Source organism: Flavobacterium zubiriense, assembly GCF_041729725.1.
GTDB lineage: Bacteria > Bacteroidota > Bacteroidia > Flavobacteriales > Flavobacteriaceae > Flavobacterium > Flavobacterium zubiriense.
Genome location: NZ_JBCFQL010000003.1, coordinates 173,037 through 199,017, shown reverse-complemented (window position 1 = coordinate 199,017; position 25,981 = coordinate 173,037). Strand labels below are relative to the sequence as shown.

Genomic DNA, 25,981 nt, shown 5'->3' with positions numbered 1-25,981 from the left:
ATTATTTTGAAATAATTGACTCTTCAAACAAGGTAACATCAATAGCATTTTTCACATCGAAATCGCCAATTTTTGTTCGTCTCAACGCAGTTAAGTGCGAACCTGAATTCATGGCTTTTCCAAAATCAAAAGCCAGTGAGCGAATGTATGTACCTTTGCTGCAAACCACTCTGAAATCGATTTCAGGAAGTGCAATTCGGGTAATTTCAAATTCGTGGATGGTAGTTTTTCTGCTGGCAATTTCGACTTCTTCACCTGCTCGAGCGTGCTCGTACAAGCGTTTTCCGTCTTTTTTAATGGCAGAAAAAATTGGTGGTTTTTGGTCAATTTCGCCTAAAAACTGTTTCACGGTTTCGTGAATTAAGGCTTCATCAATATGTGCTGTTGGAAAAGTAGCGTCAATTTCAGTTTCTAAATCGTAGGATGGAGTAGTGGCTCCAATGTAAAAAGTACCTGTGTATTCTTTGGCTTGACCCTGAAGTTCGGCGATTCTTTTGGTAAACTTTCCAGTGCAAATTAATAAGAGTCCGCTAGCTAATGGATCTAAAGTTCCTGCATGACCAATTTTGAACTTTTTTGGAAGTCCAACTTTATTAATCAATAGGTATTTTAATTTATTGACAGCTTGAAACGAACTCCATTGTAAAGGTTTGTCTATCAGTAAAATTTGTCCTTCTAAATATTCTTCAGTTGTCATTATAATATGCTAAGCGGGTGGATGAAAAGGTGAATCAATAACAAGATGATTCCAGCAATTATTCGGTAATAACCAAAAACCTTAAATCCGTTTTTTGTCAAAAACCCAATGAAAGTTTTAATAGCTAAAAGCGCTACAATAAAAGCAATTACATTACCAATAATTAATAAATTAGTTTGCTCGTCTGTTAATACAAAACCGTCTTTGTAATAATCGTAACATTTTTTAGCGGTAGCTCCAAACATGGTAGGAACTGCTAAAAAGAAGGAGAATTCGGCAGCTGTAGTTCGGGTCAGTTTTTGAGACATTCCTCCCACGATGCTGGCTCCACTTCTGGAAACTCCTGGAATCATAGCCAGACATTGAAACATTCCAATTTTAAAAGCTTGTGAATAGGAAATTTCTTGAGAGGTTTCGGCAGTATTGGGTTTGTTGAACCAATCGTCCACTTTCAATAAAATGATTCCTCCTATTAAAAGCGAAACGGCAACAGTAACCGGATTTTCTAATAAACCATCAATAAAATCACTTAGCAATAATCCTAAAACTACGGCTGGAATAAAAGCAACCAAAAGTTTAAAGTAAAAATCAAGTGTTTGAAAAAAACGTTTGAAATACAAAACAACAACCGAAAGTATGGCGCCAAGCTGAATTACAATTGTAAAAAGTTTAGTAAAATCGTCTTGCGCAATTCCGTAAAAAGAAGAAGCAATAATCATGTGTCCGGTAGAAGAAACAGGAAGAAATTCAGTGATTCCTTCTATTATAGCCAGAACAATAGCTTGTAATGTGTTCATTTAATTTAGATTTTAGATTTTAGAATTTAGATTTTAGTTGGTACTAACTGATCACTAAATACTGAACACTGAATACTATTTTTTAGGATTTTTTAAAATAGCATAAACGGTAATACCGAAGCCAATTAAAACTGTTGTAGGTGCTAATCGAATTCTTCTAAAGTTAAAAATTGCATCGCTATACACATTAGGATCATCGCTACCGCCTCCAGACATTAGTATAAATCCAAGTGCAATTACTCCAATTCCTATCAATAGAATTTTATAATTTATTTTGTCGAATAAAAATTCTTTTTTGTCGTCTTTCATGTTTTTTATTGCGAGGAACGATTTGTCCGCCGGGGCGGAAGCAATCTCATTCCTATATTTTTAAAGTTTTTATTTCTTTTAAATTCTTCAGTGATTTTCTGAACACTTACAGCTGAACACTGAATATTAGTATAAATCGTCAGTTCTTAGGTTTAAGAAACGTTGCGTAGCAAAATGAGTACTTAACCAGGTGATTAAAACTCCAAATCCAAAAACTGCGGCAAAGACAAATAAAATAAGTACTTTGTTCTCTAAAATTCCTAATTCTGGAAAGTTGGAGTTTACATAAGACAAAAGTCCAATTAATGCTAAAATGGCTAATGCCGCTCCAAGCATTCCTAGTTTGACACTTCGCATCACAAATGGTTTTCTAATAAACGATTTAGTTGCACCTACCATTTGCATGGTTTTTATGATAAATCGGTTGGAATAAATTGAAAGTCGAAGAGAACTATTAATCAATAATACAGCAATAAAAGTCAAGAATACGCTTATGATTAAAATCCACATACTTACTTTTTTGATGTTATCGTTAACTAAATTTACTAATTGTTTGTCGTAAACAATATCCGAAATCATTGGATTAGTGCGTAATTTTTGTTCGATTTTGGCTACACTATCTTTTTCTACATAATCTGCTTTGATGTGAATGTCATAAGAGTTTTGCAATGGATTTTCGCCTAAGAAAGTTAAAAAATCTTCGCCAATAATATCCGTATGTTGCTTGGCCGCTTCATCTTTGCTTACATATACAATCGATTTTGCGTAAGCTGCTTTTTTTAACTCAGTTCCAAATTTTTTCAAAATAGTATCATTGGCTTCGTTTTTAAAGAAAACAGTCATAGCGATTTTTTCTTTAAAGTCGTCCGCTAATTTTTTAGAATTAATGATAAAAAGCCCCAATGTTCCTAGTAAAAATAAAACTAAGAAGATGCTTAAAACTACCGAAAAATAAGAGGAAATTAACCTGCGTTTTTGAAATTTATCAAATGAAGAACTCATAGTTTATGTAATTATGGGGTAAAAATAATAAAGTATTTCTTTATATGAAGTTAATAACGACCAAAGTTTCAACTTTCTTGCAATAAAGCGGATATTTTTAAAAATATTTTTGCTTAAAAGAGAATTTTTAAGAAAAAAGTAATTTTAAGCCTGCAATGGTGAGTCCAACTGCTAAGAGGTATTTTAAGGTTTTAGAGTTAAATTTTTGACTTCCAAAATAAGAGCCTAATAATCCTCCTATGATTGTAGCAATAACCGCTATTTGTAAATCTTGAGATAAATTAAAACCCCCTTTTTGAATTTGTCCATAAAGTCCGGAAAGCGAATTGACAAAAATAAACAATGCCGAAACGGCTGCGGTTTCTTTTAATTTTGACCAACGCATTAAAAGCATTAAAGGACTAAGGATGATGCCTCCGCCAATACCTAAAAGACCAGAAAGCAAGCCAATACTTCCACCCGATAGAAGTCCAGCCCATAAAGGTATTTCTCGATTTGGTTCCTTACTTTCTTCAAACTGGTATAGTAATCGAATGATGGAAACAAAAATACAAACTGCTAATATTTTTTTATAAATAGCATCGGGTAAGCTCATGGTGCCGCCCCAAAAAGCCATGGGGATACTCGCTACCATAAAAGGAACAAATAACTTTAACCTAAAAAATCCTGACCTGTAAAATCCAATAAATGAGAATAGTGACACGGCTAAATTCATCACTAAAGCCGATTGTTTCATCATAAGTGGAACTACACCCATCATTGCCATAATGGCTAAATATCCACTAGCGCCACCATGACCCACCGAGGAATATAAAAAAGCAACTAGTGCTAATAGAAAAAGTATTAAAATAGCACTGCAATCCATCAAAGTTATTTTTTAAAACTAAATAATTCTGGTTTGAAAGTAATCATTACATAACTCCAAACAGGCGTAATGTTGCTATTTCCTCCTTTAAGGGTTTCCATACTCTTTTTGGCAGCCATATATGAAAAACCAAAATCAACCATTGTAAAGGAGTTGTATTTATAATGAAAAGACAAATCATTTTCGAAACCTAAATAAGGATGAACAACTTGATCTAAATTGTCTTTCACTTTGTTTTGTAAATAAAATAAGTGAAAGTCTGAACGCAAGCTTACTTTTTTATTGAGATCATAAATAAAAAATAAATAGGGATTGATCAATCCTCCATTTTTTAAATCAATTGGGAAAGAAGTAAAATAATCCATGTTGCCCATAAATCGCCAAGCAACGCCATACAATGGCACAAATGATTTTGAAATATCAGTTGTTTTGTTGGCATTGTCCCCACTCATATATTCCGCACCTAATCGAGTGGTTAATTTATTTGTTTTGAGTTGGATTTCCGGTTGGAAATAATAAGCAGAAATTTGGTTCCCCGTTTGCAATTGTCCGTATTGGTAATAACCGCTGAAAGTTAGGTATAAATTGCCTTTTTCAAAATCCAATCGCCCGCCCGAAGTTCCGCGAGTATATAAAGTATTAGCGTTGGTTTTACTTTGATAACTATCAGCGGAATTGATCGTGGTTAAAGTAAAATGCTTGTTTAATTTGGCTTTTAGGTAATGTACATTTAGCATCTTATAATTGGTAAATGTGGTTGGAGCAAAATCAGTTTCAAAAATTCGTTCGCTGGTTTGATTAAAAGCGGTTATCAGTTCAGAATGAACGGTTTTACTCTCGTAAATCAGGTTTATTCCGTCATGCGCTCTTGCGGATTGCCTCCAGTTGGCTGCCGAAAAAATTCTTCCGTTGTCTAATTCCACTTTTTGACGGCCTATTTTGAGTAAAAAACGATCAGAAACAGCCGTTTCTATATAGGCTTCAAAAACATTCAAAGAGCCCGATGAATTGTTTAACTCATATTGCCCCCAGACTCTAATGTCTTGAATAGAAGTGTGGAATTTGAATTTAGGCTGTTCGTAGTTAAAGTTCAGTCGGCTTCTTTGTGTACCAAAGTATGCGGCTTTAGTATCTTCGGTTGGTAATTGCTTATAACCGTCACGGTATTCGATTCGAGGTCTAAACTCTAAACCAATAGCAAAACTTTTATTTTCAAAATTTTCTTTTGGATTAAAAAGCGGAAGGTTCAATAATGAATCGGCTTCTTTTTGGGTAATGAGCTTTTTTTGAAGTAATAAGTGGGTTATAGCCGCAGAGTCTTGGGCGACTATTTTTTCAGAACAGAAAAAACCAACTACAATCAGTAAGTGGAGTAAAACCGTTTTTTTCATAAAAGAATGTTTGTAGCAAATAGCTATTAAAACAGACTGCAAAAATAAGTATTCTTACTTAGCATTCTATTAGTTGTTGATTTATTTCTTCTTTTCCACAAATAACTTTGGTGCAATGTGCAATAAACGTAAATTTGCCACTCAATTTTTTTGTAACCCTTTTAGGGTTCAAAACCCTGAAAGGGTTTAATTTAAAATTAATTTAAAAGAGGAATGAAATACAATCCGAACGAAATAGAAGCCAAATGGCAAAAATACTGGGCTGATAATAAAACTTTTGCAGCACAAAACAATTCAGATAAACCGAAACATTACGTATTAGATATGTTTCCTTATCCTTCGGGAGCAGGATTGCACGTGGGGCATCCGCTGGGTTATATTGCTTCGGATGTGTATTCTCGTTTTAAAAGACACCAAGGTTTTAATGTCTTGCACCCAATGGGTTACGACAGTTTCGGATTGCCAGCTGAGCAATATGCGATACAAACAGGTCAGCGTCCGGAAGATACTACTCGCGTGAATATTGACGGTGGTGTGGATAAAGAAGGAAACCAAATTGCAGGTTACAGAAAACAACTAGGCAAAATAGGATTCTCATTTGATTGGGACAGAGAGGTTCGTACTTCCAATCCCGATTATTACAAACATACCCAATGGATTTTTATCCAATTATTCAATTCCTGGTACAATAAAGATTCCGATAAAGCAGAGGATATTTCGACCTTAATTGCCCTTTTCTCAACAGAAGGAAATACGAATGTCAATGCCGTTTGCGATGAAAATATAGAAGGTTTTTCAGCTGACGAATGGAATGCTTTCGTAAAAGAACAACAGGAGAAAATCTTGTTACAATATAGATTGACTTATTTGGCAGAAACCGAGGTAAACTGGTGTCCAGGCTTAGGAACGGTTTTGGCAAATGACGAAATCATCAATGGCGTTTCAGAACGAGGTGGTTATCCGGTTATTCGTAAAAAAATGACGCAATGGAGCATGCGTATTTCGGCTTATGCAGAGCGTTTGTTGCAGGGTTTAAATGATATCGACTGGAGCGAAAGTATCAAAGAAAGTCAGAGAAACTGGATAGGGAAGAGTGTTGGAGCGATGGTTTCTTTCCCCATCCTATCCTTCCCCGAAGGGGAAGAGAACTTGGAGTCTAATAAAACTTTAGGTTACATGACTGGAGGGAATAATTCCCATTTGTTGCTTGAAAGAGCAAAAGAAATGAGAAATAATCCAACTGAGGCTGAAAAAATGTTATGGTTAAATTTAAAATCTAAAGCATTAGATTATAAATTTAGACAACAGCATTTAATTGCTGATTTTATAGTGGATTTTGTTTGTCTTTCTAAAAAATTAGTGGTTGAAGTTGATGGCGGAATCCATGATGATTGTCAAGAAGCTGATGCTGAAAGAACAAAAGTTCTTAATGAAAAAGGCTTTAAAGTGATTCGCTTTAGTAATAAAGAGGTGCTCAATAATATTGATAGCGTTCTCGATATTATTACGCACGAATTACGCAATGCGATAGTTCCCCCTTCGGGGGCTAGGGGGATTTCGGTTTTCACAACCCGTCCCGACACCATTTTCGGAGTTACCTTTATGACATTAGCACCAGAACACGAATTGGTAGCTCAAATCACCACTCCGGAACAAAAAGCAGCAGTTGAAGCCTATATCGAAAAAACCGCAAAACGTTCCGAAAGAGAGCGTATGGCGGATGTAAAAACCATTTCAGGAGTTTTTACGGGAGCTTATGCGGAACATCCGTTTACTAAGGAAGCGATTCCAGTTTGGATTGGCGATTATGTTTTGGCGGGTTACGGAACAGGTGCGGTAATGGCGGTTCCTTGTGGCGATGAAAGAGATTATGCTTTTGCCAATTTCTTCAAAGGTCAAGACGGAATGCAGGAGATCAAAAATATTTTTGCTTTAAATTCCCCTCCGTTGGAGGGGAGCCCGCAGGGCGGGGTGGATTTTGCTTTTGCAGAAAAAAGTGGATTTACACTAAAAAATTCTGATTTCTTAAACGGATTAGGTTACAAAGAAGCGACTAAAAAAGTTATTGAAGCCCTAGAAAATATAGGTCAGGGTAAAGGGAAAATCAATTACCGTTTGCGTGATGCGGTTTTCTCCCGTCAACGTTATTGGGGAGAACCATTTCCAGTGTATTATGTGAATGGTTTACCGCAGATGATTGATGCGCAACATTTGCCAATTATCTTACCAGAAGTAGAAAAATATTTACCAACCGAAGACGGTTTGCCTCCATTAGGAAATGCTACCACTTGGGCTTGGGATAGTGTAAATAATAAAGTAGTTTCAAACGAATTACTCTCCCCTCCTTCGGAGGGGTCGGGGGAGGTTACCATTTTTCCTTTAGAATTAAACACCATGCCAGGTTGGGCAGGAAGTTCATGGTACTGGATGCGTTATATGGATGCGGGGAATGAGAACGAATTTGCCAGTAAAGAAGCCCTGAAATATTGGGAGTCTGTGGATTTATACATTGGCGGAAGCGAACACGCAACAGGCCATTTATTGTATTCTCGTTTTTGGAACAAATTCTTAAAAGACAAAGGTTTTGCTCCAACCGAAGAACCCTTCAAAAAACTGATTAATCAGGGAATGATTTTGGGGACTAGTGCGTTTGTTTACAGGGTTACAGATTTTAATTTAACATATGGAGAGGATAATGAAGTTTGCAATGGAAATGAATTAGTTCTTGATTTGGAAGATTTAAAAGTTCGAGAAGGTGTGATGAAAAATTTGCGTAATAATTTTTTAAATACTTATGTTTCTCTTGATTATTTAAGTGATACTTTGAAAGAACAGTTTAATAAGTTTCCACTTTTTATAAGGGTTAAAGAAATTAGTCCATTAGCGAAATTATTTTCTGATTCAGGATTTAGTGAAGATATCACTCTTGTAATTAACCCTATTCATACAGATGTTTCAATAGTAAATTCTTCTGATGAATTAGATGTTGAAAAATTTAAAGTATGGCGAGAAGATTTTAATAATGCAATAGTGATTCCAAATGAAAACGGAAAATTCATTGTTTCTCGCGAAGTCGAAAAAATGTCGAAATCGAAATACAATGTAGTAACACCAGACAATATTTGTGCGGAATATGGTGCGGATACATTGCGTTTGTATGAAATGTTCTTAGGGCCATTGGAACAAGCAAAACCTTGGAACACGGCAGGAATTTCGGGAGTTTTCGGTTTCCTGAAAAAATTGTGGCGTTTGTATTTTGATGAAAATAATGGTTTGATTGTTACCGACGAAGAACCAACAAAAGATAACTTAAAATCATTACACAAAACCATCAAAAAAGTGGCAGAAGATATCGAGAATTTCTCTTTCAATACTTCGGTTTCTCAGTTTATGATTTGTGTCAACGAATTGTCGGCGCAAAATTGTCATTCCCGTGCTATTTTAGAACCATTGGCTATTGTAATTTCGCCTTATGCGCCACACATTGCTGAGGAATTATGGCTTGCATTGAAAAATTTAAAGATTGAAGAATTAAAAGATTATAAAGGAATTTCACAAGAACCGTTTCCTGTTTTCGAACCAAAACATTTGGTAGAAAGTGATAAAGAATATCCAGTTTCTTTCAACGGAAAAATGCGTTTCACACTTACTTTGCCTTTGGATTTAACCAAAGAACAAATCGAGGAAATCGTGATGAAAGACGAAAGAACTCAAAAACAGTTAGACGGTAGAACACCAAATAAGGTGATTATTGTTCCGGGGAAAATCATTAATCTTGTAGGGTAAATTTAATAGCAATTTCAATTTCAAATATCAATGGCAATTTCAATCGTCAATGATTAAAAGCAGATAAAATTCCAAAAAATAAAATCCAAATTTCAATGACAATGCGTTAATTGGAGTTTGGATTTTTTTGATGTTGATTTTTGCCATTGCTTTTTGTCATTGCCATTGCCATTGCTATTGCCATTGTTTTTTTTACCTCACAGTTTGTCATTCCGTAGGAATCTCATATTACAATTGACTTCGAGTATAGATTCCTACGGAATGACAAGATTGTGTGTCACTTTTTATTGGAATTTGGAATTTTTATTTTTTGAAATTGTCATTACTATTGAATTCTGAAATGGATTTTTTTTACCTCCAGTTTGTCATTCCGTAGGAATCTCATATTACAATTGACTTCGAGTATAGATTCCTACGGAATGACAAGATTGTGTGTCACTTTTTATTGGAGTCTGGAATTTTTATTTTTTGAAATTGTCATTACTATTGAATTCTGAAATGGATTTTTTTTACCTCCAGTTTGTCATTCCGTAGGAATCTCATATTACAATTGACTTCGAGTATAGATTCCTATGGAATGACAAGATTGTGTGTCACTTTTTATTGGAATTTGGAATTTGGAATTTTACTATTGTTATTGACTTTTGAAATTGCCATTGCCATTGAAATTGAATTTTGAAATTGCTATTTAATACATTTTTAACAGCTGTCAAATTGGCATTTCTGGAATTTGGTTCGCAATTTGCTGATTATTTTTTATAAATTTGAAATAAATACATAAAGATATGGGAAGCGGTTATTTAATTCTGGCTGGAGCAATTATGTTGTTTAGCTGGTTAGTAAGTTGGAGATTAAAGAGCAAGTTTGAACATTATTCGAAATTGCATTTGCAAAATAATATGAGCGGTGCTGAAATTGCTGAAAAAATGTTAGCGGATAACGGAATCCGTGATGTACGTGTGATTTCGACTCCGGGACAATTAACAGATCATTACAATCCGGTGGATAAAACGGTTAATTTGAGTGAAGCGGTGTACAATCAGCGTAATGCGGCTGCTGCGGCTGTTGCGGCTCACGAATGTGGTCATGCGGTGCAACATGCTGTAGGTTACGAGTGGTTAACGATGCGTTCTAAATTAGTTCCGTTTGTTAATGTGGCTTCTTCATATATGCAATGGGTTTTGCTGGCGGGTATTCTTATGCTGCAAACATTTCCCGGCTTGTTGTTAGTAGGTATTGTATTGTTTGCAGCTACAACGGTTTTTTCTATAGTTACTTTGCCTGTGGAATATGATGCGAGTAATCGCGCATTGGCTTGGCTAAAAAATAAAAACATGCTTAATCCTGCCGAATATGCAGGTGCCGAAGATTCATTAAAATGGGCAGCGCGTACTTATGTAGTAGCGGCTTTAGGTTCTATTGCTACATTGCTGTATTACGTGTCTATTTATTTAGGAGGTAGTAGGAGGGACTAAAATTTCAATTTCAAAAATCAATTGCAATTACAATAGCATAAAATCAATTGCAATGATGGAGTTGAAAAATAAATAAATTCCAAAAATAAAAATTCCAAATTCCAATAATTATCTATTAATTGGGATTTGGAATTTTTTATTGAAATTGACTTTTGCAGTTGATATTGCAATTCAGTTTAAGGTTTATTTTGTTTTGTTGGCTTCGGCAACATATTTTTCTAAAGCCATTGTCATAGAAGGTGTTCCGGGAGCAGGAGCAAGAATGTCGACTCTTAATCCGTGGTCTAAGGCTTCTTTTTGTGTTGTGCTTCCAAAAACAGCAATTCGGGTATCGTTTTGTTTGAAGTCAGGGAAGTTTTTGTATAATGATTTAATTCCTGTTGGGCTAAAGAAAGCTAAAACATCATAATAAACATCTGCCAAATCAGATAAGTCACTCATTACTGTTCTGTAAAAAGTAGCCTGTGTCCAATCGACTTTTAGGTTGTTTAAAACTATTGGCGCTTCGGCATTTAATTGGTCTGAAGCTGGTAATAAGAATTTTTCGTCTTTGTATTTTTTAATCAAAGGGGATAAATCAGCAAAATCCTTTGGTCCAACATAAATCTTACGTTTTCTATAGACAACATATTTTTGCAAATAGAAAGCTACGGCTTCTGATTGACAAAAGTATTTTAAACCTTCAGGAACTTTAAAACGCATTTCTTCGGCTACTCTGAAAAAATGATCCACAGCATTTCTACTGGTTAAAATAATTGCCGAAAAATGATTAAGATCAATTTTTTGAAGTCTAATTTCTTTTGCACTAACTCCTTCTATGTGGATAAAAGGACGGAAATCAATTTTGATTTTATGTTTTTGTTGGAGTTCAAAGTAAGGAGAGTTCTCTACTTTAGGCTCTGGCTGCGATACCAAAATTGTTTTGACTTTCATATTTTAACATTTTCTAAGCGCTCCCTTTTGTAAACAAATAATACATAAAAAAATAAGGAGCTATTTCGAGAGTGCAAAGATATAAAATAAAATAAAACATCTTACTGAATATTAAACTTTGATATTTTTTTATTGAAAGGCAATAAGTTAGTATACTCAAGACTAGTATTATAGTAATTATAACTATTGGTATGTTCTGAGAGACAGCATTGTAGTAAAACAAAAGAATATTGATAGGCAAGATTATTATCCCAATATAGGTTCGATAAGTGATTTTTTGTAGGTTAAATTGCTCCATGAATTCTTCAATATTGAAGGTGGTCGCAATAATTTTTTCGACTAAATACTTCGATAAAATAAAAAAGAGCAGAAAAGTGATAATTTGGATGTATAAGATCCAATCGGTTTTAGACGCATAACCAAAAATACTCAATGAAATTTGGATAAAGAAAGCAAAAGAAATGACTTGTACAAAGAATAGAGAAATGGTAAAGCTACTTTTAAGTTGGCTACTATCACGATAGACTTTAGAATATTTATCTGAAAAAATAAGATTGATGAAATCACCAAATCGATTTCCATACACTGATTTAGTGATGGCAATAATACCAAAGGCAAAAACAAATAAAAAGGTTGCCCAGTCTTTGTTTTCGATAATTCTTGGATGTAAGAGATATTCTGTCATAGTAAAAGCAAAATTAGTAAAATTTTATATCAATATTTTTATTATACTATTATTATGAATCAAATGGCATAAAATGGTTACTTTTGCCTTGAAATTTCTAGAAAGTATGAATAATAGTATTGTTATAATTCCAACCTATAACGAAATTGAAAATATTGAAAGTATCATTAGAGCAGTGCTTTCGCAGCATAAACATTTTCATGTTCTTGTAGTGGATGATAATTCTCCGGATCATACAGCAGATAAAGTTCGGCTTTTGCAAACTGAATTTGAAGGGCGTTTATTTCTGGAAAACAGAAAGGAAAAATCGGGTTTAGGAACGGCTTATGTACACGGTTTTAAGTGGGCTTTAGCAAGAGAATATGAATTTATTTTTGAAATGGATGCTGATTTTTCACACAATCCTCATGATTTAGAAAAGTTGTTCAATGCCGCTCATTTTGGCGATGCTGATATGGTTATTGGTTCGAGATATGTTACAGGAGTAAATGTGGTCAATTGGCCTTTAAACCGAGTTTTACTTTCTTATTTTGCTTCGGTTTATGTTCGAATGATTACTGGGATGCAAATTCACGATGCTACAGCTGGTTTTGTTTGTTATAAAAGGGAAGTATTGGAAAAAATCAATTTGGATAAAATAAAATTTGTGGGTTACGCTTTTCAAATAGAGATGAAGTATCGCACTTTTTGCAATGATTTTAAAATTACCGAAGTACCTATTATTTTTACCGATAGGACTAAGGGGCAATCCAAAATGAGTAATTCCATAATAGTAGAAGCGGTGTTTGGGGTAATTTCGCTTCGATTAAAAAAATTAGTTAATAGATTATAAAATAAAAACAATGAACAGGGTTTTAATTAAGAATGCCAAAATAGTAAATGAGGGGGTGATTTTTGAAGGCGATGTATTAATTGAGAATGATATAATTGTTGAAATTTCAGAGAGTATTAGTGCAAAATCATCCGATTGTAAAATTGTAGATGCCGAAGGGAATTATTTAATTCCGGGTGCTATAGACGATCAGGTGCATTTTAGAGAGCCTGGATTAACACACAAAGGCGATATTGAGTCGGAATCTAAAGCTGCTGTTGCAGGTGGGATTACGTCATTTATCGAACAACCGAATACGGTTCCTAATGCCGTTACTCAAGAAATTTTAGAAGAAAAATACCAGTTAGCTGCCGAGAAATCCTATGCGAATTATTCGTTTATGATGGGTGCAACCAATGACAATTTAGAAGAAGTTCTAAAAACCAATCCAAAAAATGTTGCTGGAATTAAGATATTTTTAGGTTCTTCAACCGGAAATATGCTAGTGGATAATGAAGCTACTTTAGAAAAAATATTTTCAAGTACGCCTATGTTAATTGCAGTGCATTGTGAGGACGAAGCTACCATTAAAGCCAATTTAGAAAAATACGTTGCTGAATATGGTGATGATGTTCCTGTAACAGCGCATCATTTAATAAGAAGCGAAGCAGCTTGTTATTTGTCTTCTTCAAAAGCAATTTCTTTGGCTAAGAAAACAGGTGCTCGTTTGCATATTTTTCATCTTTCTACCGCTAAAGAAATGGATTTGTTTACCAATAAAATTCCATTGGAAGAAAAGAAAATTACGGCCGAGGTTTGTGTGCATCATCTGTGGTTTACCAATGATGATTATGCAACCAAGGGCAATTTTATCAAATGGAACCCAGCAGTGAAAACTGCTAAGGACAGAGACGCGTTGTGGAAAGCTTTATTAGATGACAGAATTGATGTTATTGCTACCGATCACGCACCTCATACATTAGAAGAAAAAAAACAATCTTATTTAAAAGCACCGTCTGGTGGTCCATTAGTACAACATGCTGTTGTGGCTATGTTTGAGGCTTTTCACCAAGGGAAAATTAGCGTAGAGAAAATTGTGGAAAAAATGTGTCACAATCCAGCTAAGATTTTCAAGATAGAAAAACGGGGTTTTGTTAAAGAAGGCTATTATGCCGATTTGGTAATTGTAAATTCTGGTTTGCCTTGGGGAGTAAAAAAAGAAAATATTTTTGCTAAATGTGGGTGGTCTCCATTTGAAGGATTTACTTTTAAATCAAGAGTTACACATACTTTTGTAAACGGACAGCTAGTGTATAATGCTTTTAAAGTAAAAAATATTCGCGCTGGAAAAAGACTTTTATTTGATCGATAGGGAATGAAAAAAACGGTATCATTTTTAGTAATTACAATGTTGCTTTTTAGCTGTAAGAATGGAGGGGTTGAAGAACCGGACCAACTTATTGATAAAGAGGTAATGGAGAATATTATATATGATATATCGCTTCTAGATGCGATAAAATACAATCAACCCAATACAACCGAAAATTACAAAGTTAATCCCAAAGAGTTTATTTATAAAAAATATAAAGTAGATAGTGTGCAATTTTCGCAAAGTAACATTTATTACGCCTCTAATTTTGATGAGTACAAAGAAATATATGATAATGTTTTAAAGCGTATTGACAGCAAAAAAGCAGTTTTGGATTCTATAATCAAAAAAGAAGTTAAAAGAGATTCTTTGATTGCAGTAAAAAGAAAACAAGATTCTATCAAGACGGTTAAAAAAGTGGCTTTGGCTAAGAAGAAAGATTCTCTTCAAAAAATAAAGAAAAAAGACAGTTTACTTTTATTGAAGAAAAAACCAAAAACGACGTCAACTACAATAAAATCAACAGTAATTAAAAACGGGGTAAAAGTTAATTAACTGTAAATGTCTCTTTGATGTATTGATGTACATTCAAAAAAGAAGTATTTAACGTTGTTTTGATTTTATGGTTTGAAAATTCTTTTTTACCCAGAAATGAACGTAAGGTGTCTTTTGAAACGTGGTTTGTTTTTTGGCTAAAAAGACTAAAGAACCAGTACAATCTCCACGTGATTTCCATAATAAAAGGCTTGGCTTCTATGCTAGGCCTTTTTACTTTTAAGGCATCAGCAATAGTGTTGAAAAGGTCTTTAAATACAATATTTTCGGCAATTAAAATAAAGCGTTCGTTGCAAATAGTACTTTCCATCAATTGCTTCATCATTCGCACCACATCGTCTACAGCTACAAAAGCTGTTTTTCCTGAGGTGTAAAATAATAGTCCGTTGGCAATTTTTTTAAATAATAACCCGCTGCCCTGATTTTCAAATCCTGGACCAATAATCACGCCCGGATTTACAATAATGACATCTAATCCTTCCTGTTGTCCACGCCAAATTTCCATTTCGGCACCGTATTTAGAAATAGCATAATCGTTATGATGCTTTTCTGGATTCCATTCGGTTTCTTCGGTAATGATGGTTTCGTGTGCAGCTAAATCGCCTAGAGCGGCTACGGAACTTACGTAACATAATTTCTGGACTCCTTTGGCAAGACAAAAATTAACAATGTTTGCCGTTCCTTCGATATTTGTTTTTCGAAGTAAATTTTCATCTTTTGGGTCAAATGAGATTAAACCCGCACAATGGTAGACTTTTGTAATATTGTCAAAAATAGTTTCTAATGAAGGAATGTCAACAATATTAGCTTGCACCCATTCGATAGTATTAAAAAAAGCTAATTTATTATAACGCTGAAACAGCAATTTTGTTTTTTGAATCTTATCTTCTTTGCGGTAAATAGCCCGAACTTTTTCTCCATTTTCAGTTAAATGCAGTAACAAATGCGCGCCTACTAAACCAGTTCCTCCTGTAATTAAAATCATTTTGTAAATATAATGAATCAATGGCAATGACAATGGCAATTTCAAAATTCAATTTCAAAGTTTTATCGAAGATTGCTATGGTTACTACGATTGATTTTTTTAACGCCATTAAATTATGTCATTGCTATTGAAATTGATTTTTGCCATTGATTTTTGAAAGTGTTATATTTGCGCAAATTGATTAAAAACATGAAGAATTTTATTGAAGAAGTAACTTGGAGAGGAATGCTCCACGATGTTATGCCAGGCACCGAAGAACATTTGATGGAACAAATGCGTGTGGCGTATGTGGGGATTGACCCAACTGCAGATTCATTACATATAGGACACCTGGTTGGGGTAATGTTGTTGAAACATTTTCAAATAGCGGGTCACAAACCTTTAGCCTTAGTAGGCGGAGCAACAGGAATGATTGGTGATCCATCAGGAAAATCTAACGAAAGAAATTTATTAGACGAAACTACTTTGCGTCACAATCAGGAAGCGATAAAAGGACAATTGGCTCGTTTCTTAGATTTTACTTCGGATGCGCCCAATGCTGCCGAGTTAGTGAACAATTACGACTGGATGAAGAATTTTTCTTTTCTGGATTTTATACGTGATGTGGGAAAACATATTACTGTAAATTATATGATGGCAAAAGATTCAGTAAAGAAACGTTTGTCTTCTGAATCTGCTGATGGAATGTCGTTTACTGAGTTCACGTACCAATTGGTTCAAGGGTACGATTTCTTGCATTTGTACAGAGAAAAAAGTTGTACGTTGCAAATGGGAGGAAGCGACCAATGGGGAAATATCACCACTGGAACCGAATTAGTACGTAGAATTGCTAGCGGAAAGGCCTATGCTTTAACTTGCCCATTAATCACAAAAGCAGATGGAACCAAATTTGGAAAATCTGAAGGTGGAAATATCTGGTTGGATTCGGCTAGAACATCTCCTTATAAATTTTACCAATATTGGTTGAATACATCGGATATTGATGCTGAAAAATACATCAAAATTTTCACTTTTTTATCGAAAGAAGAAATTGAAGATTTAACTGAAAAACATAGAGAAACCCCACATTTGCGTTTGTTACAAAAACGTTTGGCAGAAGAAATTACTGTAATGGTACATTCGGTAGCTGATTTAGACAATGCAATTAAGGCTTCGAATATTCTTTTTGGAAATGCTACTGCCGATGATTTGAAACAACTGGACGAAGCGACTTTCTTAGAAGTTTTTGACGGTGTTCCGCAAGCTGAAATTTCAAGAACTGAAATCGAAGCTGGAATTAATATTGTGGATGTTTTAAACGAAAAAACAGGCTTTTTTAAATCGAATGGTGAAGCAAGAAGAGCTTTGACTGCTAATTCTATTTCGGTAAACAGAGAAAAAGTAAAAGAAGATTTCTCGCTTTCGAACAAAGATTTAATCAACAATCAATTTGTTTTGTTGCAAAGTGGAAAGAAAAACTATTTTGTGGTAAGAGTGTTGTAAAAAAGAAATTTCAGAAAAAATATGTAAGTAAAAAAACCTGATGACATGATGTTATCAGGTTTTTTTAGTTTTCCTAATGGTTGTTTGTCTATTTTAAAATCTATGCTATTACTTGTAAAATCACAAGGAGCTTCTTACTATAAGACTACTTTTGTTTTCAATTTGTTCTTTTCGTTGGTTTAAAATTAAATCGGCTAATACACAACCCATTTCCTTGAAATCAGTTGATATGGTGGTTATTCCGTTAGAAACTACTTTTTTTAATGGTGTGTCATTGTAAGATATAATGCCAAAATCCTGTTCTATAATAAGTTTTTGTTTTTTAGATTGCTCGATTACATTGACCAAATGTCGGTCATCTGGAATAATGTAAAGATCTCCAATTTGGATTTCGTTATTTTCAAAGTTGGAGATAATGTCATAATGAAATTGGTGTTTTGTACAAAATCCTATAAAGCCATCTCGCATTCCGATAGGTTGTTTGTAACTGGAAAAAATCAAGATGAGTTTTTTGTATTTTTCAATCTTATTTTTACCAGATTCTAAAGCATTAAAAGTATCCTTAGAATGGTTTTGATGCACGGACGGATAACTTTTTAATTCCGAATTGGTTTGGTCTAAAATAAACACATCTTCAGCAGGTAAGGTTTTGATTATTGAGGCAGCATTAGCCAAATTTGTAGGCATAATGATGTATTTGGAATAGTTTCCATTGTTGTCATGAATGAGTTTTTTAAAAACTTCAGGATTGAAATAATGAAAGAAGATATCTATTTGTGCATTTCGATTGATGGTTTCCATAAACGAATTGTAAAGGTCTTCTTTGAACGCATTCAATTCGTCAAACAATAAAAAAATGCGTTGTTCAAAACTAAAATCTTCACTTTTTACATAATAACCTTTACCTAATATGGCATAAATAATCCCTCTTTTCTTGAGTTCATCATAGGCTAGTAAAACCGTGTCTCTCGAAATACCAAATTCCAGAGAAACTTTATTGACAGACGGTAATTTGTCTCCTCTTTTTAACCTTTTTTCGGCAATAGATATTTCTATAGATAAAATAATCTGTTTGTACTTTGGGAGGTTTTGTCTTTTGTTTATGGATATTATTTTCATGCTACAAAATATAAGTCGATAAATATATATAAAAAAACTGGTATATAGTGGTATGGTTTCTTAAGACAGGGTTTTAAAAACTACTGATTTTTCAGATTATTTATTGATGAAATCTATGTTGCATTTGAGTTTTATGTGATAGTTGCTTATTTATCTGGTAGATAAATCTAAAAACTGGTTGGTACTGGTTTGTTTTTGTTAATGTTGTACATACATTTGTTATTTACTCCATAAAAAAAACATTAAAAAAAAATAGATTTGCTATTTTATTCTGGTTTTTTGAAAAGCAATTTTGTCCGCAATATTAATTTGGGTTTTATAAAAGAAAAGTGATGAATGTACGTTTAGGGAATCAATTAAATAAACAGATTTCAATAGTTAAAAATTTGTTTTTAATAGTGACTTTTTTTTCTGCTACAGTAAATGCTCAGTTAAAAACAAATACTACTGAGATTGGTTTAGGATGGAGCAATAATTCGGTTAATACTGTTGTTTTCAGGAACAGTGCTCTTACTAGTTTTAAAGAAATACAATACACCGCTTATTATAATCCCGAAGGGAAAATGGTTTTAGCTAAACGCAAGCTGAATGCAAAAAAATGGGATGTAGTAATTACTCCATACAGTGGAAATGTAAAGGATGCGCACAACGATATTAGTATTGCAATAGACATTGAAGGTTATCTTCATGTAAGTTGGGATCATCATGATACCCGTTTGCGATATGCCAGAAGTAAATCGCCTTTTAGTTTAGAATTAGGAGAAGAGCAATCCATGACTGGAAAAGATGAGGCTAAAGTTACTTATCCGGAATTCCATAATTTACCTAATGGAAAATTGCTGTTTTGTTATAGATCAGGAGCTTCAGGAAGAGGAAACATGATTATGAAATCCTATGATGTAAAGACACAGCAATGGACCGAGTTACAAAATAATTTAATTGATGGCGAAAATCAGCGCTCTGCCTATTGGCAAATTTGCGTAGGCGAAAAAGGAATTTATATTTCCTGGGTTTGGAGAGAAAGCTGGGATGTATCGACAAATCATGATATTTGCTACGCTTTTTCTGCTGATGGCGGGAAAACCTGGCAGAAATCTACAGGAGAAAAATACAATTTACCAATCACTAAATCCACTGCTGAACACGCCTGGGACGTGCCTCAAAACAGTAGTTTAATTAATCAAACTTCGATGACTGTGGATGCTGAAGGGAATCCCTATATTGCCAGTTATTGGAATAATGATGGCGTGCCACAATACAAAGTGGTGTATTTATTAGATGGAAAATGGAACTTACTCAATACTAATTTTCATCAAAAACCATTTACCTTAGGAGGTGGAGGGACCAAAAGAATTCCAATTTCGCGCCCTGAAATTTTAGTAAATAAATCGATGTTGTATTTGCTTTTTAGAGACGAAGAAAGAGACAACAAAATTACATTGGGGTATACAAATTTGGAAAAAAAACAATGGGAATTAGAAGATATCAGCCGTTTTACGGTAGGACAATGGGAACCTAATTTTGATAAAGAACTTTGGAAAAAGAAAAAACAATTACACATTTTTTCTCAAAATGTAAGTCAAGCGGATGGAGAGGGATTAGCAAAGGTAGCACCACAACCCGTACAAATTATAGCAGTAAAAAAGTTGCCTTTAATAGCTACTAATTAAACTAAGAAAACACTAAAAACCACTAATATAGATTAATAATGAGAAGAAAATTAATTTTTGCGCTTTTGTTAGCGGTGCAAGTCATCACGGCACAGCAGCAAAATGAATGGGAGAATCCTAACGTCGTAGAGCGAAACAAGGAAGCAGGGAGATCTTCATTTGTTTTATACCAAAATGAAACGGTTGCGACTACTAATAAACCAGATGCTTCTGCTTATTATAAAACTTTAAATGGTAACTGGAAATTCAATATTGTTAAAAAACCAGCTGATCTTCCTCAGGATTTTCACAAAGTAGATTTTGATGATCAAAAATGGACTACTATTCCAGTGCCGTCTAACTGGGAAATGCAAGGACATGATATCCCAATTTACACTAATATTACGTATCCCTTTCCAAGGAATCCGCCTTTTGTTGACAATAATTACAATCCAGTAGGGAGTTATAGAAAAACATTCACCGTGCCTGAAAATTGGAATAGCAAAGAAGTATTGCTTCATTTTGGTTCTATTTCAGGTTACGCACGTATTTTTCTAAACGGAAAAGAAGTAGGAATGACAAAAGCTGCAAAAACAGCAGCTGAATTTAATGTGACTTCGTTTTTACAAAAAGGAGACAATGTAGTAGCTGTTCAGGTCTTCCGTTGGCATGATGGAAGTTACTTAGAAGATCAGGATTTTTGGAGATTGAGCGGAATTGAACGCGATGTGTATTTACAGGCTACACCTAAATTCACTATTTGGGATTATTTTGTAAATGCCGATTTGGATGCAAATTATACCAATGGTTTTTTCAAAACCACGGTTCAATTAAGAGCTTTTCAGCAAAATAAAATTAAAAATGCTAATCTAACCTTAAGTTTGTTAGATGCTCAAGGCAAAAAAATCTATAGCGAAACTAAAAAAGTAACTTATACAACTAAGGAAGTTACTTTTAGTTCCATTGTTAATGATGTAAATAAATGGAGTTCGGAAACACCTTATTTATATCGTTATATCATTAAATTAGAAAGTGCTAATCCTACTGAGAATTCGGTAGTTTATGGGAAAGCAGGTTTTAGAAAAGTAGAAATTAAAAATGCTCAACTTTTAGTAAATGGTAAGGCAATATTAGTACGTGGTGTAAATACTCAGGATCATCACGAGACAAAGGGACATACTCCTGACCACCCAACAATGCGTAGAGATTTAGAATTGATGAAACAAAATAACATCAATGCCATTAGAATGAGTCATTATCCACACGATCCTTACTTGTATCAACTATGTGATGAATACGGAATGTATGTGGTTGATGAGGCCAATATCGAAAGTCATGGAATGGGTGTTGAGGGACAAAATATTTCGGTTGATTCTAAACATCCTTCTTATGTTCCCATGTGGTTTCCTGCCCACATGGATCGTATTTCACGAATGTTAGAAACCAATAAAAATCATCCTTCTGTAATTATTTGGTCTATGGGGAACGAATGTGGCAATGGTCCTGTTTTTCAAGAAGCATATAAGTGGTTGAAAAATAGAGACGCGTCTCGTCCGGTACATTCGGAACAAGCTAAAGAAAATGCCAATACCGATATTGTAGCACCAATGTATCCAACCATAAAATACATGAAAGAATATGCAGCAGCAACTGATAAAACGCGACCTTTTATCATGTGTGAGTTTTCGCATGCTATGGGGAACAGTAATGGTAATTTTCAGGAATATTTTGATATCATCAACAGCAGTCCGCACATGCAAGGTGGTTTTATTTGGGATTGGGTAGACCAAGGAATTAAAACGAAGGATGAAAATGGAACTCCGTTCTATGCTTATGGAGGAGATTTAGGAGGGAAAGATCTTCTTAATGATGAGAATTTTTGCGCTAATGGATTGGTAAATGCTGGTAGAATTCCTCATCCTGGACTGGCTGAAGTTAAAAAGGTCTATCAGGATATTTTGTTTAGTCTAAAGGGGGAAAACCAATTGACGATTAAAAATATTTTTCATTATACCAATTTGAATCAGTACCAATTCAAATTCGAATTAATTAAAAATGGTCAGTTAGTTCAGGAAAAAACATTCAATGTTGATTGTGAACCTCAAGAAAGTGTAGCGATTGATTTACCTGTAGAAGCTTTAAACGCAAAAGGAGAATATTTCTTGAATGTTTATGCTTATACTAAAACAGCAACTGATTTAGTTCCGGTGAATCATGAATTAGCTAGAGAACAATTTTCCATTGGAAAAGGCAATTTCTTCGTTGAAAAAACAGCGGATATTTCGAAAATGAAAGAATTAAAAATCAAGAAAAAAGGAAGCATTGTAGCATTCGAAACCAAAACAGTGGCTGGAACTTTTGACTTGACTAAAGGAGAAATTAAAAGCTATAATTTTAAAAATGAAAATGCTCAGATTATCACTACTTTCCCAACACCTTATTTTTGGAGAGCACCAACGGACAATGATTTTGGAAACAAAATGCAAGAGAAATTAGTTGTTTGGAAAGAAGCGCATTTGAATCCTGAAGTAAAATCGGTTACGGTAGGAAAACAAACCGAACAAGGTTTACCAATAGACGTTCAATATGTTTTAGCAGGAACTAAAGCAGCTTATACGGTAAATTATCTAATCCAAAATAACGGAGAAATAAAAGTAACGGCAAGTATTGCTATTGCTGATAAAAGTGTGCCTGAAATGCCGCGTTTTGGAATGCGTTTACAACTTCCGGGAGCTTATGAAAATTTGAGTTATTACGGTCGTGGACCATTAGAAAATTATTCTGATAGAAAAACAGCTTCATTTTTGGGAACCTATCAGGATAAAGTAGCAAATCAGTTTGTTTGGGAATATATTCGTCCGCAAGAATGTGGGTATAAAACAGATACAAGATGGTTTAGTTTGCAAAATGATAAAGGAACTGGTTTAAAAATTACAGGAGAACAAGCTTTAGGTTTCAGTACTTTGAATGTTTCCACAGAATCTTTAGATCCGGGTAAAACCAAACAGCAACGTCATACCACTGATGTGAAACCGCAAGATACCGTTTTTGTTAGTGTGGATTTAGCACAACGTGGAGTAGGTGGGGATGATAGTTGGAAATCACTGCCACATGAACAATATTTGCTTACTGCTCCAAACTACACTTATAGTTATACCTTGAGCTTAACGGCTCCAAATAATTAATAAAAAGATATGAAAAAAATACAATCTGCATTTTTAACGATTTCAATAAGTCTGATTTTAGTCTTATTTTCGTCTTGTAGTGTTACTAAAAAAGTAACTGAAAACAACAGTGCTTACCTGTTTGTGTATTTTACTGGAAATGCAAAAACAGAAGAAGCCATTCGTTTTGGATTAAGTAAAGACGGTTATAATTACTATGCTTTAAATGACAACAAACCGGTTATTGCCTCTGAAACAATAAGTACAACAGGCGGCGTTCGTGATCCACATATTTTAAGATCAGCCGATGGCAAAACTTTTTATATGACCGTAACCGATTTGCAAACTGCCAATGGCTGGGATAACCAAGCCATGGTACTTTTAAAATCGACTGATTTAGTGAATTGGACTTCTTCAAAAGTGGATATTTCAAAAGTGTTTGATGGTTTTAAAGATGTAACTCGTGTTTGGGCACCGCAAACTATTTATGACGCTAAGGCTAAAAAATACATGGTGTATTTCTCGATGTTGCAGCCCGGCGGAAAAGACATTGTTTATTATTCCTATACCAATGAAGATTTTACAGCTCTAGAAACAGTTCCAAAACAATTGTTTTTTAGTCCAACGAATGGGTCTTGTATTGATGCCGATATTATAGAAAAAGACGGAAAATTTCATTTGTTCTTAAAAACAGAAGACACAGCCGATAAAGGAATTAAACTAGCTATTTCGGACCAATTGACTTCAGGATATGTTTTGAAAGAAGAATATGTAGATCAAACCAATGAATCCGTTGAAGGTTCTGGTGTTTTTAAATTAAACAATTCAGATACTTATATCTTGATGTATGATATGTATAGAAAAGGAAAGTATCAATTTACTTCTTCGACTGATTTGGAAAATTTCAAAGTTATTGACGAAAGTGTTTCAATGAATTTTCATCCAAGACATGGTACGGTTTTACCAATTACCAAATCGGAAGCACAAAGGTTAATCGATACCTTCGGTTGGTTTCCAAACAGTGAAATTGTAGGAGCGCAATCGGCGGCAATTAAGCAAAACAATGTTATTGTTGATGTCCAAAACAAAAAGATGTTCCTTCCTGTAAAAAACGGAACCGATTTGAAAAATTTTAATCCCGAATTCAAAGTGAATCAAGGAGTAACAATAAGTCCAACTGGAGCGCAGGATTTTTCAAAACAAGCCGTAAAATATGATTTTGAAATGGGCGAATTAGGCAAAATGACCTTTGATGTCGAAGTGGCCGTTAGAAATAATCCTTCGTTGATTGGTTATTATGCCGATCCTGAAATTTTGTATTCGAATAAAGACAATCGCTATCATTTGTATCCTACCAGCGATGGTTTTCACGAATGGAGCGGCGATTATTTCAAGAGTTTTTCGTCAACTAATTTAGTGGATTGGACGGATGATGGTGTTTTGTTAGATTTGAAAAAAGATGTTTCCTGGGCTGATAAAAATGCTTGGGCACCGGCAGCAGCCGAGAAAAAAATCAATGGACAATACCAATATTTCTTTTATTACACTGCGGAGGCAAAAATAGGTGTGGCGGTAAGCGATAATCCTCAAGGACCATATACGGATATTGGAAAACCATTAGTAGCTACAAAACCTAACGGGATTACAAGAGGCCAGGTAATTGATCCGGATGTTTTTACTGATCCAGTTTCTGGAAAAAGTTATTTGTATTGGGGAAATGGATTTATGGTGGGAGCGGAATTGAATGATGATATGATTTCGATGAAAGAGAATACTTTGACAGTATTAAAGCCAGACAACACTTTTAGAGAAGGAACGGAAGTTTTCTACAGAAAAGGGAAATATTATTTCTTATGGTCTGAAGATGACACCCGAAGCGAAAATTACAGAGTCCGTTATGCAACTTCCAATGCTCCATTAGGTGCTTTTACTATTTCGAAAGATAATTTGATACTGGCTAAAGATCCTTCAAAAGGAATTTACGGAACGGGACACAATTCGGTTATTCAAATTCCAGGTACCGACGAATGGTATATGGTGTACCATCGTTTTACTGTCCCAAAAGGAATCACTATGGGTCGATCAGCAGGTTATAACAGAGAAGTGTGTATTGACCGATTGTATTTTGACGAAGAAGGAAATATTATTGCTGTTAAACCAACATTAGAAGGAATTCAGCCTGTTAAGAAATAAAATAAATGTTTCAGGTTCGACCCATGTGGTTTTTGCTATTTCGCACCTACGGAGCTCTAATGTTTTTTGCTGTTTTGTTTCTATAAATATGTTGCCACTATGTGGCTTATTAGTTTGGTTTTAGCTCCGTAGGAGCGTAATGTTTATAGTTTCTATAAATATGTTGCCCCTCTGTGGTTTATTAGTTTGGTTTTAGCTCCTTAGGAGCGTAATATTTATAGAGATTAATGAGGTTAGGTTTAAGCTCCGCAGGAGCGTAATATTTATAGAGATTAATGAGGTTAGGTTTAAGCTCCGTAGGAGCGTAATGTTTATAGAGATTAATGAGGTTAGGTTTAAGCTCCGTAGGAGCGTAATGTTTATAGTTTCTATAAATATGTTGCCCCTCTGTGGTTTATTAGTTTGGTTTTAGCTCCGTAGGAGCGTAATGTTTATAGCGATTGATGTTTTTAGTTTTAAGCTCCGTAGGAGCGTAATGTTTATAGTTTCTAAAAATATGTTGCCCCTCTGTGGTTTATTAGTTTGGTTTTAGCTCCGTAGGAGCGTTATATTTATAGAGATTAATGAGGTTAGGTTTAAGCTCCATCGGAGCGTAATGTTTATAGTTTCTATAAATATGTTGCCACTCTGTGGTTTATTAGTTTGGTTTAAGCTCCGTAGGAGCGTAATGTTTATAGCGATTGATGTTTTTAGTTTTAAGCTCCGTAGGAGCGG

Annotated in this window: 19 protein-coding genes; 9 read left to right on the top strand and 10 right to left on the bottom strand. The window is 34.4% G+C overall.

Annotated features, from left to right (window positions below; all coding sequences use genetic code 11):
- Window position 1: 1 nt before the first annotated feature.
- From truB to AAGV28_RS04070, 6 genes are all read right to left on the bottom strand, one after another.
- Complete coding sequence (gene truB, locus AAGV28_RS04095) at window positions 2-697, bottom strand: tRNA pseudouridine(55) synthase TruB (RefSeq protein ID WP_373405547.1); 696 nt, start codon at window positions 695-697, stop codon at window positions 2-4.
- A complete protein-coding gene (locus tag AAGV28_RS04090) occupies window positions 697-1,494 on the bottom strand; it encodes an undecaprenyl-diphosphate phosphatase (protein ID WP_373405546.1) in 798 nt (265 codons plus the stop codon). The genes truB and AAGV28_RS04090 overlap by 1 nt, the downstream gene beginning before the upstream one ends.
- Window positions 1,495-1,569: 75 nt before the next feature.
- A complete protein-coding gene (locus AAGV28_RS04085; protein WP_373405545.1) occupies window positions 1,570-1,803 on the bottom strand; it encodes a DUF3098 domain-containing protein in 234 nt (77 codons plus the stop codon).
- 126 nt (window positions 1,804-1,929) lie between these two features.
- Window positions 1,930-2,805, bottom strand: a complete 876-nt coding sequence (locus AAGV28_RS04080) for a cell division protein FtsX (RefSeq protein ID WP_373405544.1) — start codon at window positions 2,803-2,805, stop codon at window positions 1,930-1,932.
- A 127-nt stretch (window positions 2,806-2,932) separates the two neighbouring features.
- Window positions 2,933-3,670 (bottom strand): sulfite exporter TauE/SafE family protein, encoded by a 738-nt coding sequence (locus tag AAGV28_RS04075; protein WP_373405543.1) that lies wholly within the window; start codon window positions 3,668-3,670, stop codon window positions 2,933-2,935.
- A gap of 5 nt (window positions 3,671-3,675) precedes the next feature.
- On the bottom strand, window positions 3,676-5,061 hold the full coding sequence (locus AAGV28_RS04070) for an alginate export family protein (RefSeq protein WP_373405542.1): 1,386 nt from the start codon (window positions 5,059-5,061) through the stop codon (window positions 3,676-3,678).
- A gap of 213 nt (window positions 5,062-5,274) precedes the next feature.
- Between AAGV28_RS04070 and AAGV28_RS04065 the strand changes: the two genes are divergently transcribed.
- The gene (locus AAGV28_RS04065; RefSeq protein WP_373405541.1) at window positions 5,275-8,847 is read left to right on the top strand and encodes a leucine--tRNA ligase; all 3,573 of its coding nucleotides are present in this window, start codon (window positions 5,275-5,277) and stop codon (window positions 8,845-8,847) included.
- A gap of 785 nt (window positions 8,848-9,632) precedes the next feature.
- Window positions 9,633-10,322, top strand: a complete 690-nt coding sequence (locus AAGV28_RS04060) for a zinc metallopeptidase (RefSeq protein WP_373405540.1) — start codon at window positions 9,633-9,635, stop codon at window positions 10,320-10,322.
- Between the two features lie 183 nt (window positions 10,323-10,505).
- Here the strand turns inward: AAGV28_RS04060 and AAGV28_RS04055 are convergent, their stop codons facing one another.
- On the bottom strand, window positions 10,506-11,255 hold the full coding sequence (locus AAGV28_RS04055) for a uroporphyrinogen-III synthase (protein ID WP_373405539.1): 750 nt from the start codon (window positions 11,253-11,255) through the stop codon (window positions 10,506-10,508).
- Window positions 11,256-11,268: 13 nt separating this feature from the next.
- Complete coding sequence (locus AAGV28_RS04050) at window positions 11,269-11,940, bottom strand: DUF4271 domain-containing protein (RefSeq protein ID WP_373405538.1); 672 nt, start codon at window positions 11,938-11,940, stop codon at window positions 11,269-11,271.
- A gap of 106 nt (window positions 11,941-12,046) precedes the next feature.
- On the opposite strand from AAGV28_RS04050, the gene AAGV28_RS04045 reads away from it, so the two are divergent.
- The 3 genes from AAGV28_RS04045 to AAGV28_RS04035 are packed head-to-tail and all read left to right on the top strand — an operon-like array spanning window position 12,047 to window position 14,675.
- The gene (locus AAGV28_RS04045; protein WP_373405613.1) at window positions 12,047-12,772 is read left to right on the top strand and encodes a polyprenol monophosphomannose synthase; all 726 of its coding nucleotides are present in this window, start codon (window positions 12,047-12,049) and stop codon (window positions 12,770-12,772) included.
- Between the two features lie 10 nt (window positions 12,773-12,782).
- Window positions 12,783-14,123, top strand: a complete 1,341-nt coding sequence (locus AAGV28_RS04040; protein ID WP_373405537.1) for a dihydroorotase — start codon at window positions 12,783-12,785, stop codon at window positions 14,121-14,123.
- Window positions 14,124-14,126: 3 nt separating this feature from the next.
- On the top strand, window positions 14,127-14,675 hold the full coding sequence (locus AAGV28_RS04035) for a DUF4296 domain-containing protein (protein WP_373405536.1): 549 nt from the start codon (window positions 14,127-14,129) through the stop codon (window positions 14,673-14,675).
- On the opposite strand, the gene AAGV28_RS04030 is transcribed toward AAGV28_RS04035, so the two are convergent.
- Entirely contained in the window at window positions 14,668-15,660 is a 993-nt protein-coding gene (locus AAGV28_RS04030) for an NAD-dependent epimerase/dehydratase family protein (protein WP_373405535.1), read from the bottom strand. The two genes, AAGV28_RS04035 and AAGV28_RS04030, sit on opposite strands and share 8 nt — an antisense overlap.
- A gap of 189 nt (window positions 15,661-15,849) precedes the next feature.
- Here AAGV28_RS04030 and tyrS point away from each other — a divergent pair, with 189 nt between their 5' ends.
- Window positions 15,850-17,142, top strand: a complete 1,293-nt coding sequence (gene tyrS, locus AAGV28_RS04025; RefSeq protein WP_373405534.1) for a tyrosine--tRNA ligase — start codon at window positions 15,850-15,852, stop codon at window positions 17,140-17,142.
- Between the two features lie 120 nt (window positions 17,143-17,262).
- On the opposite strand, the gene AAGV28_RS04020 is transcribed toward tyrS, so the two are convergent.
- Entirely contained in the window at window positions 17,263-18,261 is a 999-nt protein-coding gene (locus AAGV28_RS04020) for a GntR family transcriptional regulator (RefSeq protein WP_373405533.1), read from the bottom strand.
- Between the two features lie 332 nt (window positions 18,262-18,593).
- Between AAGV28_RS04020 and AAGV28_RS04015 the strand changes: the two genes are divergently transcribed.
- Genes AAGV28_RS04015 through AAGV28_RS04005 form a run of 3 tightly spaced genes read left to right on the top strand, consistent with a single transcriptional unit; the run spans window position 18,594 to window position 25,267 of the window.
- Complete coding sequence (locus AAGV28_RS04015; protein ID WP_373405532.1) at window positions 18,594-19,931, top strand: BNR repeat-containing protein; 1,338 nt, start codon at window positions 18,594-18,596, stop codon at window positions 19,929-19,931.
- A 38-nt stretch (window positions 19,932-19,969) separates the two neighbouring features.
- Window positions 19,970-23,095 (top strand): beta-galactosidase, LacZ type, encoded by a 3,126-nt coding sequence (lacZ, locus tag AAGV28_RS04010; RefSeq protein ID WP_373405531.1) that lies wholly within the window; start codon window positions 19,970-19,972, stop codon window positions 23,093-23,095.
- Between the two features lie 9 nt (window positions 23,096-23,104).
- On the top strand, window positions 23,105-25,267 hold the full coding sequence (locus AAGV28_RS04005) for a family 43 glycosylhydrolase (RefSeq protein WP_373405530.1): 2,163 nt from the start codon (window positions 23,105-23,107) through the stop codon (window positions 25,265-25,267).
- Window positions 25,268-25,981 lie beyond the last annotated feature (714 nt).

Excerpts from the sequence above, each read along its gene's own strand:
- AAGV28_RS04070 (WP_373405542.1), bottom strand. The coding sequence starts at position 5,061 with ATGAAAAAAACGGTTTTACTCCACTTACTGATTGTAGTTGGTTTTTTC.
- AAGV28_RS04075 (WP_373405543.1), bottom strand. The coding sequence starts at position 3,670 with ATGGATTGCAGTGCTATTTTAATACTTTTTCTATTAGCACTAGTTGCT.
- lacZ (WP_373405531.1), top strand. The coding sequence starts at position 19,970 with ATGAGAAGAAAATTAATTTTTGCGCTTTTGTTAGCGGTGCAAGTCATC.
- AAGV28_RS04080 (WP_373405544.1), bottom strand. The coding sequence starts at position 2,805 with ATGAGTTCTTCATTTGATAAATTTCAAAAACGCAGGTTAATTTCCTCT.
- AAGV28_RS04030 (WP_373405535.1), bottom strand. The coding sequence starts at position 15,660 with ATGATTTTAATTACAGGAGGAACTGGTTTAGTAGGCGCGCATTTGTTA.
- AAGV28_RS04020 (WP_373405533.1), bottom strand. The coding sequence starts at position 18,261 with ATGAAAATAATATCCATAAACAAAAGACAAAACCTCCCAAAGTACAAA.
- AAGV28_RS04040 (WP_373405537.1), top strand. The coding sequence starts at position 12,783 with ATGAACAGGGTTTTAATTAAGAATGCCAAAATAGTAAATGAGGGGGTG.
- AAGV28_RS04005 (WP_373405530.1), top strand. The coding sequence starts at position 23,105 with ATGAAAAAAATACAATCTGCATTTTTAACGATTTCAATAAGTCTGATT.
- AAGV28_RS04090 (WP_373405546.1), bottom strand. The coding sequence starts at position 1,494 with ATGAACACATTACAAGCTATTGTTCTGGCTATAATAGAAGGAATCACT.
- AAGV28_RS04045 (WP_373405613.1), top strand. The coding sequence starts at position 12,047 with ATGAATAATAGTATTGTTATAATTCCAACCTATAACGAAATTGAAAAT.
- AAGV28_RS04055 (WP_373405539.1), bottom strand. The coding sequence starts at position 11,255 with ATGAAAGTCAAAACAATTTTGGTATCGCAGCCAGAGCCTAAAGTAGAG.
- AAGV28_RS04035 (WP_373405536.1), top strand. The coding sequence starts at position 14,127 with ATGAAAAAAACGGTATCATTTTTAGTAATTACAATGTTGCTTTTTAGC.
- tyrS (WP_373405534.1), top strand. The coding sequence starts at position 15,850 with ATGAAGAATTTTATTGAAGAAGTAACTTGGAGAGGAATGCTCCACGAT.
- AAGV28_RS04085 (WP_373405545.1), bottom strand. The coding sequence starts at position 1,803 with ATGAAAGACGACAAAAAAGAATTTTTATTCGACAAAATAAATTATAAA.
- AAGV28_RS04015 (WP_373405532.1), top strand. The coding sequence starts at position 18,594 with ATGAATGTACGTTTAGGGAATCAATTAAATAAACAGATTTCAATAGTT.
- AAGV28_RS04065 (WP_373405541.1), top strand. The coding sequence starts at position 5,275 with ATGAAATACAATCCGAACGAAATAGAAGCCAAATGGCAAAAATACTGG.
- AAGV28_RS04050 (WP_373405538.1), bottom strand. The coding sequence starts at position 11,940 with ATGACAGAATATCTCTTACATCCAAGAATTATCGAAAACAAAGACTGG.
- AAGV28_RS04060 (WP_373405540.1), top strand. The coding sequence starts at position 9,633 with ATGGGAAGCGGTTATTTAATTCTGGCTGGAGCAATTATGTTGTTTAGC.
- truB (WP_373405547.1), bottom strand. The coding sequence starts at position 697 with ATGACAACTGAAGAATATTTAGAAGGACAAATTTTACTGATAGACAAA.